Source organism: Pseudomonas sp. H1_D05 (assembly GCF_054682705.1).
The window spans coordinates 4,026,025-4,040,274 of sequence record NZ_CP162825.1; the positions used below are offsets into that span (position 1 = coordinate 4,026,025).

Annotated in this window: 1 protein-coding gene and 1 pseudogene; both read left to right on the forward strand. The window is 62.3% G+C overall.

The genetic code is table 11. The features are described from left to right. Window positions 1–6: 6 nt before the first annotated feature. A pseudogene (locus AB4O11_RS18240) lies at window positions 7–12,326 on the forward strand (non-ribosomal peptide synthase/polyketide synthase). 75 nt (window positions 12,327–12,401) lie between these two features. Continuing rightward, complete coding sequence (locus AB4O11_RS18245) at window positions 12,402–13,358, forward strand: alpha/beta hydrolase (RefSeq protein ID WP_460090308.1); 957 nt, start codon at window positions 12,402–12,404, stop codon at window positions 13,356–13,358. The last annotated feature ends 892 nt before the right edge of the window (window positions 13,359–14,250 follow it).

The window sequence follows — 14,250 nt, forward strand, 5'->3', positions numbered from 1 at the left end:
AAACGCGTGCAAGAGTTAATCGAGTCGGTAGGACAACTTTCGGCTAAGCAAAGAAAGGCTCTGGCGGTTCTGCTCAAGCAGAAAGGCGTCAACCTCTTTGACATTGCCCCGGTTTTCAAGCGCACGGCCGAAGAGCCGTTGCTGCTGTCCTACGCTCAGCAGCGTCAGTGGTTTCTCTGGCAGTGGGCGCCGCACAGTGCGGCCTACAACATTCCGACGGCCCTGCGTTTGCAGGGCCCGCTGGATGTCAGCGCGCTGGAGCGCAGCGTCGAGGCGCTGATCGAACGACACGAAACCTTGCGCACGGTGTTCTCCCAGGAAACCGCGCAACCTTTGCAAGTGGTCCTGCCCGCAGGGCCTTTGCACTGGAGATTCATCAACTGAACGCTGAGCTGGCCAACGACGCGGATGCCTCGATCCAGGCGTTCGTGCAGACCCAGAGCCAGAAAACTTTTGACCTGCAGCACGGCCCGCTCTTGCGCGCAGCGCTGCTGCAAGTCAGCCCCAATGACCATGTGCTGGTGCTGACCCTGCACCACATCGTCTCCGATGGCTGGTCGCTGCAAGTGATGATCGAGGAACTGGTGCAGCTCTACGCCGGTTTCAACCTCGATCACGACGCCGGTCTGCCGGCGCTGCCGATTCAATACGCCGACTACGCCTTGTGGCAGCGGCAGTGGATGGAGGCCGGTGAACAGGAGCGGCAACTGGCCTACTGGCAAGAGAAACTCGGTGGCGAACAACCGGTGCTGGAACTGCCGATGGATCGCCTGCGCACCATCGAGCAAAGCTTCGCTGGCGCCAGCCATAACCTGATTCTCGACCCGGCGCTGAGCAACGCGCTCAAAGCCTTCGCCCGGCAAGAAAACGTCACCCTGTTCGTGGTCTTGCTGGCCTCGTTCCAGGCCTTGTTGCATCGCTACAGCGGTCAGGCCGACATCCGCGTCGGCGTGCCAAATGCCAACCGTGGCCGGGTAGAGATCGAGCGGCTGATCGGCTTCTTCGTCAACACTCAGGTGCTCAAGGCCGACATCGATGGGCAGATGTCCTTTGTCGATCTGCTGCGTCAGGTCAAACAGACCGCGCAAGAAGCGCAGGCCCATCAGGACTTGCCGTTCGAGCAACTGGTCGAAGCACTGGAACCGGGCCGCAGCCTCAGTCACAGCCCGCTGTTCCAGGTGATGTTCAACCATCAGGCCGAGCGCCGCGCGAGTGTCGAAACCCGTTTGAATGGCCTGAGCATCGAACCGCTGGAATGGCAGAGCCAGACCGCGCAGTTCGACCTGACCCTCAACACCACCGAACAGGCGCATGGCATCGAAGCCGTGCTGAAGTACGCCACCGATCTGTTCGACGCCGCGACCATTGAGCGTCTGGCACAACACTGGAATGCGCTGTTGCAGGCCATCGTCGCCGCGCCGACCCAGCGCATTGGCCAGTTGCCGATGCTCGATGCCGGCCAGCAGCAACAATTGCTGGCGCAGTGGAATCCCGAGCGGATCAAGCAACCGCTCGAGCAGTGCATTCACCAAGCCATTGAAGCGCAGGCCGAGCGTCATCCCGACGCAATCGCCGTGACGTACGACGGGCAACGCCTGACGTACGCCGAACTCAATTGCCGCGCCAATCAGTGGGCGCATGTGTTGATCGCCCGTGGCGTCGGCCCGGACGTGCGCGTTGGCGTGGCGGTCGAGCGTTCGCTGGACATGATTGTCGCCATCCTTGCCGTGCTCAAGGCCGGTGGCGCTTATGTGCCGCTGGATCCGGGCTACCCGGATGATCGCTTGAGCTACATGATCGAAGACAGCGGGATCGAGCTGCTGCTGACCCAAGGCCATCTGCTTGCGCAACTGCCGGTACCGTCGGGGCTGGCGTGCCTCGATCTGGATCAGGCGCCAGAGCCGGGCAACGAAACCAACCCTCTGTGCCTGACCACGCCGGACAGCCTGGCGTACGTCATCTACACCTCCGGTTCCACCGGTAAACCGAAAGGCGCATTGCTGCCGCACGGCAACGTCATGCGGTTGTTCAGCGCCACCGAACACTGGTTCGATTTCGGCCCGCAGGACAGCTGGACGCTGTTCCATTCCTACGCTTTCGACTTCTCGGTCTGGGAGATTTTCGGCGCGCTGTTGTATGGCGGCAAACTGGTGGTGGTGCCCCATGACATCAGCCGTTCTCCGGAAGATTTCTACACGCTGCTGTGCGATGAAAACGTCACCGTGCTGAACCAGACGCCGTCGGCGTTCAAGCCATTGATGCAGGTCGCCAGCGAGTCGACGCGCAATAACTCTCTACGCTACGTGGTGTTCGGCGGCGAGGCGCTGGAAGTGCAGAGCCTTCGCCCGTGGTTCGAACGCTTCGGCGACCGTGCGCCGACGCTGATCAACATGTACGGCATCACTGAAACCACGGTGCACGTGACCTACCGGCCGTTGTCGATGGCCGATCTTGAACAAAGCCACAGCAGCCCGATTGGCGAGCCGATTGTCGACCTGTCGTGGTACTTGCTCGATGGCTCGCTGAACCTGGTGCCGCAAGGCTGCATCGGCGAGTTGTACATCGCCGGTGCCGGTCTGGCGCGGGGTTATCTGAATCAGGCCGGCATGACCGCAACACGTTTTGTGCCAGACCCGTTCAATCCGCAGGCCGGCGAGCGTCTGTATCGCACCGGCGACCTGGCGCGGCTGCGCGGCGACGGGGTGATCGAGTACATCGGCCGTATCGACCATCAGGTGAAGATTCGCGGTTTCCGTATCGAGCTGGGCGAAATCGAAGCGCAACTGCTCAAGCATGCCGATGTGCGCGAAGCGGTGGTGCTGGCGGTCGACGGGATCAGCGGCCAGCAACTGGCAACCTGGATCGTCGCCAACGAGGTGCTGGACGGCGAAGGGCAGGGCGCATTGCGCGATTCAATCAAGGCACATTTGCGCGAGACCCTGCCGGATTACATGGTTCCGGTCAGTTGGGCGTTCCTTGAGCGTCTGCCGCTGACCGCCAACGGCAAACTCGATCGCAAGCAACTGCCGCACCCTGACGTCGCGCAGGCGCAGGAAGTCTATGCCGCGCCGCGCAACCAACTGGAACAGCGTCTGGCCGAGATCTGGCAGGAGGTGTTGAAGGTCGAGCGTGTCGGCCTAAACGACAACTTCTTCGAGCTGGGCGGCGACTCGATCATTTCGATTCAAGTGGTCAGCCGCGCGCGTCAGGCCGGCATTCGCTTCAGCCCCAAAGACATCTTTCAGCACCAGACCGTGCAGCGTCTGGCGACCGTCGCGCAACAGAGTGACGCGGTGCAGATGCAGCAGGGCGAAGTACTCGGCGACGCGCTGCTGACACCGATCCAGCATTACTTTTTCAACAGCGACATTCCGGCGCGGCATCACTGGAACCAGTCGATCCTGCTGACCCCGGCCACCGCGCTGCGCGCGGCGCCGCTGGAGCAGGCGCTGGTGCAGTTGCAGCGCCACCACGACGCCTTGCGCCTGCGCTACCGGCAAACCAACGATGGCTGGCAGCAGAGCCACGCGCCGGCGGATCAGGCGCAAGGTTTGCTGCGCACGGTCACGCTGGACGACAGCGCAGCATTGCCAGCGCTGTGCCTGGACTTGCAACGCAGCCTCGATCTGCTCGATGGCCCGCTGATTCGCGCAGCATTGGTCGACTTGCCGGACGCCAGTCAGCGTCTGTTGCTGGTGATCCACCACCTGGTGGTCGATGGCGTGTCGTGGCGGATCCTCCTCGAAGATCTGCAAAGCGCTTATCAACAACTGAGTAGCGGTCAGCCTGTGCGTCTGCCGGCCAAGACCAGCGCGTTCAAGGATTGGGGCGAGCGTCTGCAGGCGCATGCCCGTAGCGCTGAACTGGAAAGTGAACTGGATTACTGGCGCGGGCAACTGCGCGATGTGTCGGTCGAGCTGCCGCTGGACAACCCGCAGGGCCAATTGAGCAACCGTTTCGAGCGCAGCGTCGATACGCGTCTCGACACCGAACGCACCCGTCAGTTGTTGCAACAGGCGCCAGCGGTTTATCGCACCCAGGTCAACGACCTGCTGCTGACCGCGCTGGCCCGCGTGCTGTGCCAGTGGACGAACACCGACAGCGCCCTGGTGCAGCTTGAGGGGCACGGTCGCGAAGACCTGTTCGATGACATCGACCTTAGCCGCACGGTGGGTTGGTTCACCAGCATGTTCCCGGTGCGCCTGACCCCGGACGCCAGTCTGGAAACTTCGATCAAAGGCATCAAGGAACAACTGCGCGCGATCCCGCACAAAGGCCTCGGCTATGGCTTGCTGCGTCATCTGGGCAGCGCCGAGTCGCAAGCGGCATTGAACGGTCTGGCGCAGCCGAAAGTGACGTTCAACTACCTCGGCCAGTTCGACAACAACTTCGATGAACACGCCTTGTGGGTGCCGGCCACTGAAGACAAGGGCGCCGGCCAGGACGAAAACGCGCCGATGGCCAACTGGCTGACCATCGATGGCCGGGTTTATCAGGGGCAGTTGAGCCTGACCTGGACCTACAGCGGTGATGTCTTCGAAGAGGCGACCATCAACGCGTTGGCCCGCGCCTACGAAGTGGCGCTGGGCGAGTTGATCGAGCATTGCCTGAGCCATCCGAGCGGCGGTTTGACGCCATCCGACGTGCCGTTGGCCGGGTTGTCCCAGGCGCATCTGGACAGCTTGCCGATCGCCGCCCAGCGCATCGAGGACATCTATCCGCTGGCGCCGATGCAGCAAGGCATTCTGTTCCACAGCCTGTACGACGCCGATGCCAGCGCCTATGTCTATCAGATGCTGCTGGATATCGACGGCCTCGACGTGGCGCGTTTCCAGCAGGCCTGGCAGCGCGTGGTGGATCGCCATGAAGTGCTGCGCGCCGGTTTTATCTGGGGCCGCGATGGCCTCGATGCGCCGCTGCAAGTGATCAATCGCCAGTTGACCCTGGAAATGCCCGAAGTCGATGTGCGCGGTGTAGCGGACTTGCCGGCCGTGCTCGAAGCGCGGGCGCAGGCTGATCGCGAACGCGGTTTCGATCTGCAGAATCCGCCGCTGCTGCGTCTGTGCCTGCTGCGCACCGGCGATGGCCGCCATCGTTTGATTTTCACCTGCCACCACATCCTCATGGATGGCTGGAGCAACTCGCGGATGTTTGGCGAGGTGTTGCAGGATTACGCCGGTCAGCCGGTGCCAAGCGCGCAGGGCCGTTATCGCGACTTCCTCGTCTGGCTGCAAGGTCAGGACAAGGCGGGCGCAGAGGCATTCTGGCGCGGACAACTGGCCGCACTGGACGAACCGACCCGACTGGCTTCGGCGTGTCACGGGCGTACCGTGCCGGGGCCGGGCAAACAGATGCATCGCCTGCATTTCGACCAAGCCTTCACTCAGCGCCTGAACGGTTTCTCCCGTCAGCAGCAAGTGACCCTCAATAGTCTGGTGCAAGCCGCGTGGTTGCTGGTGTTGCAGCGCTACACCGGTCAGGCCACGGTGGCCTTTGGTGCGACCGTGTCCGGACGTCCGGTGGATCTGCCGGGCATCGAGCAGCAATTGGGCCTGTTCATCAACACCTTGCCAGTGATCGCCAGCCCGCAGGCCACGCTCAGCGTCGGCGACTGGGTGCGCAGCGTGCAGGACAAAAACCTGTTGCTGCGCGACTACGAGCAGACGCCGTTGCAGGACATCCAGCGTCTGGCCCAGCTGAGTGGCGAAGCGCTGTTCGACACCTTGCTGGTGTTTGAAAACTATCCGGTGTCCGAAGCGCTGGAAGCCAACCCGGGCGGTCTGCGTTTCGCTGGCCTGGAGCACCGCGAGCAAACCAACTACGGTCTGACCCTGATCGCCGGGGCCAGCGATGTCTTGAACCTGGATTTCAACTACCTCACCGAACACTTTGCCGAACGCAGCGTGCTAGGTCTGGCGGGGCATCTGGAAGAAGTGCTGCGTCAGTTCATCGAGGCGCCGCAGCGTCTGCTCGGTGAGATCGGCCTGTTGCCACTCGCCGAACGCCAGACCCTGGCGCAATGGAACGACCATCGGGCGGCGTATCCGGCTGAGCGGTTGATCCCGCAAAGTTTTGAACGTCGCGTCGCGGCGCATCCGCAGGCACTGGCGCTGAGTCATGCCGGCGTCGCCCTGAGCTATGCCGAGCTCAATCAACGCGCCAACCAGTTGGCTCATCATCTTGTGGCACTGGGTGTCGGCGCGGAAATCCGTGTCGGCGTGGCGATACCGCGTTCGGCGGAGCTGGTCATTGCCCTGATGGCGGTGCTCAAGGCCGGTGGCACCTATGTGCCGCTGGACCCGGATTACCCGGCGGATCGCGTGGCCTACATGCTCGACGACAGTCAGGCGAAAGTCTTGCTCACGCAGCAGTCGCTGCTGGCGCAACTGCCGCAGACCGATGCGCAGGTGGTGCTGGTCGAGGCGGGTGGTGCAGCATTTGCCGAGCAGCCTGCGGACAATCTTCCTGCGCGGGGAGATTCGGCCAATCTGGCCTACGTGATCTACACCTCCGGCTCTACCGGCAAGCCGAAAGGCGTGGCCATTGCCCATCGCAACGTGCAGGCGCTGATTCACTGGTCCGCCGAGGTCTACAGCGAAGACGATCTGCAAGGGGTGCTGGCGTCGACGTCGGTGTGCTTCGACCTGTCGGTGTGGGAGATCTTCGTCACCCTCGCACGCGGCGGCTCGATCGTCATGGCGCGCAATGCCCTGGAACTGCCGGACTTGCCGGAGCGCGATCAGGTGCGCCTGATCAACACCGTGCCGTCGGCGATTGCCGCGCTACAACGCACCGGGCAAATTCCGCCGGGCGTGCGCATTATCAACCTCGCCGGCGAGCCACTGAAGCAGAGCCTGGTCGACACGCTCTACCGCGAAACGGCGGTGGCGCACGTCTACGACCTGTACGGGCCGTCGGAAGACACTACCTATTCGACCTGCACCCGCCGCGAACTGGGTGGTCAGGCGAACATCGGCCGGCCGCTGGTCAACACCACGGCGTATATGCTCGACGGTCAATTACAGCAAGCGCCGCTGGGCGTGGCGGCTGAGCTGTATTTGGCCGGCGACGGCATCACCCGTGGCTACCTGTTCCGCCCGGGCCTGACCGCCGAACGTTTCGTGCCCAATCCATTCTCGAGCAGCGGCGAACGCATGTACCGCACCGGCGACCTGACCCGCTTCAGCGATGACGGCCGGATCGAATACGTCGGCCGCATCGATCATCAGGTCAAGGTGCGCGGTTTCCGCATCGAACTGGGTGAAATCGAAGCGCGTCTGCTCGCTCAGGACAGCGTGCGCGAAGGCGTGGTGCTGGCGGTGGATGGCCACAGCGGTCAGCAACTGGTGGCGTATGTGGTGCCGAGTGACAGCAGCCTCAGCCTCGAACAATTGGACGATTTGAGTGAAACGCTACAGGCCGCGTTGAAAGCGCATCTGCCGGACTACATGGTGCCGGCGCAGTGGCTGTTCCTCGAACAGTTGCCGCTGACACCGAACGGAAAACTCGACCGCAAAGCCTTGCCGGCAGCGGACCTCAGCCAGTCGCAGCGCGAATACGTGGCGCCATCGACGCCGTTGGAGCAGCAACTGGCCGAGGTCTGGCAGGACATTCTGAAGATCGAACGGGTCGGCGTGACCGACAACTACTTTGCGCTGGGCGGCGATTCGATCATCTCGATCCAACTGGTCAGCCGTGCGCGCCAGCAGGGGATTCGCTTCACCCCCAAAGACCTGTTCCAGCAGCAGACCGTGCAGAAACTCGCCGCTGTGGTTGCGCTCGAGTCGTCGACCGACGAGGCGCCGTTGGATTATCCGCTGGCGCAACTCGATCAGGCGCAGCTCGATGCGTTGCCGGTGCCGGCCGACCAGATCGAGGATGTCTACCCGCTGTCGCCGATGCAGGAAGGCATGCTCTTCCACACGCTGTCGGATAACGGCAGCAGCCTTTACGTGCAACAGGTCAGCCTGCCGATCAAGGGCCTGGACGTGGAGCGCTTCCGCCAGGCGTGGGAATTCGTCATCGCCCGTCAGGCGATTCTGCGCACCAGTTTCCATTGGCAGGACGGCCTGGCCAAACCGTTGCAGGTGGTGCATCGCCATGCGCCGTTGCAAATGCAGGTGCTCGATTGGCGTGATCGGGAGACGAGTGAAGAACTGATTGCCGAGTTCGCCAGCGCTGACCGTGCGCTCGGTTTCAATCTGGCAGATGCGCGTTTGTTGCGGGTGACCCTGCTGCGCCTGAGCGACGATCAGTACCAGATGATCTGGACCAGCCACCACATCCTCATGGACGGCTGGAGCAGTTCGCGGCTGTTCGGCGAGGTGCTGCATTATTACGCCAAGGGCGAAATCATCGGCGAGAACGGTCGTTACCGCGACTTTATTGCCTGGTTGCAGGCGCAGGATCAGGACGCCCAGGAGCTGTTCTGGAAGGCGCGACTGGCGGCGGTCAACGAGCCGACGGCACTGAGCCAGGCGATGCACCCGCGCCACAGCGCCGATGTCGCCGGTCACGATGCAATCTATTCGAACTGGGATAAAGCGCAGACCGCGCGCCTGTTGCAGTTCTGCCGCGACCTGCGGATCACCCCCAACACGCTGATTCAGGGTGCATGGTTGCTGCTGTTGCAACGCTACACCGGGCAGCAGACGGTGACCTTTGGCGCCACGGTGTCGGGGCGTCCGGAAAGCCTGGCGAATGTCGGCAACATGCTCGGTCTGTTTATCAACACCTTGCCGATCATTCAGACCCCGCAAGCCGATCAGCGTCTGGCTGACTGGCTGGGCGAAGTGCAGGCCTACAACCTCGACATCCGTGATTATTCCCAGGCGCCGCTGGCGGATGTACAGCGCTGGTCCAGCCTCGGTGGGCAGGCGCTGTTCGACAGCATCGTGGTGTTCGAAAACTTCCCGATTGACGATCGCTTGCAGGAAGACAACGACACCGACCTGACCTTTGGCAAATCCATCGGCCATGGCGTGACCAACGTGCCGATGGACCTCGCGGTGATGCTCGGCGACGAGTTGTCGATCGAATACCTGTACCTGCGCAGCCATTTCAGCGCCGAGGCGGTTGTCGGTATTCGCCAGACCATGGAAAACACCCTCGCCGCGATGCTGGCGGCGCCATACGAGCGCCTCGGTAATTTGCAGCGCCTGAGCGGCGAGCAATGGCAAGCGGCGCAAGCCTGGAGTGCCGAGCCGACGCACACCCATCAAGCCGCGCTGTTGCCGGAACTGATCAGCCGTCACGCGCAACAGCAGCCGCAGGCCATCGCCCTGCAATGCGCCGGAATGAACCTGACTTACGCCGAACTCGAGCAACGGGCCAACCGACTGGCGCACTGCCTGATCGAACACGGTGCCGGGCCGGAAGTGGTGATCGGCGTAGCCTTGCCGCGTTCGCTGGAAATGGTCGTGAGCTTCCTCGCCGTACTCAAGAGCGGGGCGGCGTACGTGCCGCTGGACATCGATTATCCGCCGGAGCGTCTGGCCTACATGATCGAAGATTCCGGCGTGGCGCTGTTGCTGACCCAGAGCAGTCTGCGCAGCACGTTGCCGGCGCCGCAAGGCCTGCTGCGCCCGGAAATCGATCACCTCGATGAAAGCCGTTATGCCGACCACACCCCCGACTGCCGAGTGCAGGAACAGGGCCTGGCCTATCTGGTCTACACCTCGGGTTCCACCGGGCGACCGAAAGGCGTCGCGGTGACCCAAGGCCCGCTGAGCATGCACTGTCAGGCCATCGCCGAGTTGTACGAAATGGACGCCAGCAGTTGCGAGCTGCACTTTATGTCGTTCGCCTTCGACGGGGCCCATGAGCGCTGGTTGAGCACCTTGTACAGCGGCGGTCGTCTGCTGATTCGCGACGGTTGCCTGTGGACACCGGAGCAGACCTATCAGGCGCTGCACGACTACGGCATCACCATTGCCTGCTTCCCGCCGGCCTATCTCAAACAACTGGCCGAGTACGCGGCGGCCAGCGGCATTGCGCCGCCACCCGTGCGCATCTATTGCTTCGGCGGTGACGCGGTGCCGGATCAGACCTTCGAGCAGGTCAAGGCTGCGCTGCGTCCGCAGTACTTCACCAACGGCTACGGCCCGACCGAAACCGTGGTCACGCCGATGCTCTGGAAAGTCCCGGTCAGCCAGCATTGCGAAGCGGCGTACGCGCCGATCGGCCGTGCCGTGGGCGCGCGCTCGCTGTACGTGCTGGACGAAGACCTGAACCCGCTGCCGCCAGGCTTTGCCGGTGAGCTGTACATCGGCGGCTATGGCGTCGCCCGGGGTTATCACGGCCGTCCGGACCTGACCTGCGAGCGCTTCGTGCCCAACCCGTTCGCGGCGGGCGAGCGCCTGTATCGCAGCGGCGATCTGGTGCGTTTACGCGCCGACGGTGTGGTCGATTACGTCGGCCGCATCGACCATCAGGTCAAGGTGCGCGGCTTCCGCATCGAACTGGGTGAAGTCGAGGCCAGTCTGCGCCAGTTGCCGTCGGTCACCGATGCACTGGTGATCGCCCGCGACAATGCCTCCGGCAAGCAACTGATCGGTTATGTGGTCACCGCAAGCGGCGAGGACATCGGCGATGAACTCAAGGCGGGCCTGCGCGCCGCGTTGCCGGAATACATGGTGCCGGCGCAGATCGTTTGCCTCAGTGCTTTCCCGGTAACGCCAAACGGCAAGCTCGATCGCAAGGCGCTGCCGGAACCGGAATTCAAAACCGAAGAATACGTCGCCCCGCGCAACGAGCAGGAAAGCCTGCTCGCGGACATCTGGGCGCAGGTGCTGCAGGTCGAACAAGTGGGCATCAGCGACAATTTCTTCGAACTGGGCGGCGATTCGATTCTGAGTTTGCAAGTGATCTCCCGCGTCAGAAACCACCCGACGTTGCAGATGGATCTCAAGCTGCGCGACCTGATGCGTTATCAGACCATCGCCGGCATCGTCGAGCAGGAAGCGGCGAAGGAGGGCACGGCACAACCGCAGACGGACGTCACGCACGTGGCCGCCGAGGGCTTGTTCAATCTCTTGCCGATTCAGGAGTGGTTCTTTGCCGAAGGCATGGCCGAGGCGCATCACTACAACCAGTCATTGCTGTTGAGTGCGCGCCAGCCGCTGGACCTCGATGCGCTGGAGCAGGCACTGGGCTGGATCGCGCAACATCACGACTCGCTGCGCCTGCGTTTCTCCCACGAAGGCGGGCGCTGGATGCAGCGTTACTGCGGCCTCAGTGAACAGGGCGAGACGTTGCTCTGGCGCCGCGAGGCGGACAACAGCGAGCAGGTCGAAGCCTTGGCCAACCTTGCCCAGCGCAGCTTGAAACTCGACGACGGGCCGGTGTGGCGGGTGATGCACGTCGCCTTGCCGGATGGCCAGGCGCGCCTGCTGGTGGTGATTCACCACTTGGTGGTCGACACCGTGTCGTGGCGAATTCTGCTCGATGATTTGAAAGTGGCGTACGAGGCGTGCGTGCAGGGGCTCGAGCCGAAACTGCCGATTCGCACCAGCAGTTATCGATCATTCGCCGAGGCCTTGCAGGCGCAGGCGCCGGTGATTGCCGAGCAGGAACTGGGGTACTGGTTGGAGCAACTGGATCAGCCGGGCGTCGACCTGCCTTGCGACAACCTGCGCGGCAAAAACCTCGTGCGTCAGCAGGCGCAGGCGCGGCTCAAACTGTCCCGCGAGCATACTGAACAACTGCTCAAACAGGCTCCGGCGGTTTACGGCACGCAGATCAACGACCTGCTGTTGTCGGCGCTCAGCCGTGCCCTGTGCCGTTGGAGTCAACAACCGTCGGCGCTGATCCTGCTCGAAGGCCATGGTCGTGAAGACCTGTTCGAGGCCATCGACCTGAGCCGCAGCCTGGGCTGGTTCACCAGCATGTTCCCGGTGCGTTTGCGCCCGGACAGCGACGACATCGGTCAGTCGATCGTCAACGTGCAGGCGCAGTTGGCGGCAGTCCCGCAGAAAGGCATCGGCTATGGCGTGTTGCGGCATCTGGCTGGCGCTGAGGTGTCGAGGCAACTGGCCGAGTTGCCGCAAGCGCGAGTGACGTTCAACTACCTGGGGCAATTCGACCAGAGCTTCGACGAGCAGGCCCTGCTGGTGCCGGCGCTGGAAGAAACCGGTGACAACTACAGCCTCAAAGCCAATCTGGGCAACTGGCTGGAAATTGTCGGCCAGGTCTATGACGGTCAGTTGGCCTTGCGTTGCATCTACAGCAGTCAGCGTTATCGCGCCGGCACCATGGATGCCTTGATGAGCGATTACCAGTGTGAGCTGGAAGCGTTGATCGAACATTGCATGGCACGCGCGGGCTGATCGCCACGCGTTCAGTCATCTTCGGGGGCGCTGCCGCGGCGCGCCCCTTTTTTTGCCGATACAAGGATTTTAGCGATGTCGTTACACCCTGATCTGGAAGCCTTCCTCGATCTGGCCCAAGACAGCCAGGACGCCGGCCTGCCGGCCATGCACCAAATGACCCCGAGCGAAGCCCGCGCGACTTTCGAACAGACCACGGCGCAACTGCGCTGGCCGGCGCCTGAAGACCTGTTGGTCAGCGAAATCGACACGTCGGCACGTGATGGTGCGCCGCTGGCACTGCGTCTGTATCGACCCAATGCTGCGGTTTCGCCGATGCCGGTGCTGGTGTATTTCCATGGTGGTGGTTTTGTTGTCGGTAGCCTCGACTCTCACGACGGTGTGTGCCGCGAGTTTTGCCAGCGCACGCCGTGTGCGGTGTTGTCGGTCGGCTATCGACTGGCCCCGGAGCATCGTTTTCCAACGGCACTGGAGGATGGCGAAGACGCCTTGTCGTGGTTAGCGGAAAACGCCGTGAGTCTTGGGCTTGATACCTCGCGCGTGGCGTTTGGTGGCGATAGTGCCGGCGCGACGTTGGCCACGGTGCTGGCGATTCAGGCGGTGGTGCAACCGCATACTGTGGCCATCGCGCCGAAGGCACAGTTGTTGTGCTATCCGGTGACCGATGCTGCGCGCGTGCACGATTCGCGGTTGTTGTTCAGCGAGGGGTATTTGTTGGAGAGCGATACGCTTGACTGGTTTTATCAGCATTACGCTCGCAGTCCGGAAGATTATCTGGATTGGCGTTTTTCGCCGTTGTTGGCGGAGGATCTGCAGGGGGTGGCGCCGGCGATTATGTTGTTGGCGGGTTTTGATCCGTTGCTTGATGAGGGGCAGGCTTACGCTGATAAGTTGCGGGGGCAGGGGGTGAGTGTCGAGGTTGAGCATTGTCCTGGGCTGACGCATGATCTGCTGCGGATGGCTTCGGTGATGCCTGATGTTTTGCGGGTGCATGAACGCCTGAGCCGGGCGTTGGCGCGGGTGTTGGTTTGATTTTTTGGGGGGGTGGTTTTTGGGTGAATATCCGTTGCTGCGGTAATGGCTGCTTGGGGTTCCGCCCTTACGGCGGGTCACTTTTTACAAACGCCTAAAAAGTAACCAAAAACGCTTGCTCCTACGTGCGGCCCGCTCGCTGGGGCTCGGGGTTCCTTCGCTGCGGGATCGATCCGGGCGCAGCGTCTCCGGTTTGCTTCGCTGCACCTACTCCCGCTGTGTTTGGCTGCGCCAAACGGTCGCTGCGCTCCCACGCCCGGATCAATCCCTCCACTCAGCCTTCCGACGTCGCCTTACAGATCAAGATCAAGAGCAGGCGAGCTGACACTCGGCCTATTGAGTGGTGAAGAGCGGGTGTTCGGCTTTGGATTTGAGGTGGATTTTCCCCTCACCCCAGCCCTCTCCCGAGGGAGAGGGAGCCGATTTTTGGGCTTGTCAAAATCTGAGTTCGACTCGGTATCGCATGTCGGCGAAGCTCTCCCAAACACCCTGGTCAGTCCCCTCTACATCCGGGAGTGGAGGGAGAGGGGCCGATTTGTGTGTTTTTCAAAACCTGAGTTCAGCGCGGTATCGCACGTCGGCGTAGCTCGCCCAATTACCTCAATCATTCCTCTCTTTTTCTTGGAGGGCGAGGGGCTGATTTGTTTGCTTTTCAGAGCCTGAGTTCAACGCGGTATCGCACGTCGGCGTAGCTCGCCCAATCACCTCGATCAGTCCCCTTTTCCTCATGGCGAGGGGCTGATTTGTTTGCTTTTCAGAGCCTGAGTTCAACGCGGTATCGCACGTCGGCGAAGCTCGCCCAAACACCTCGATCAGTCCCCTCTCCCTCCGGGAGAGGGTTAGGGTGAGGGGCTTTTGATCTGGCTTGTGATCTTGCTTTGGCTTTGGCTTT

What these genes read in the sequence shown, in the direction of transcription:
- AB4O11_RS18245 (WP_460090308.1), top strand. Translation starts at nt 12,402, where the DNA reads ATGTCGTTACACCCTGATCTGGAAGCCTTCCTCGATCTGGCCCAAGAC.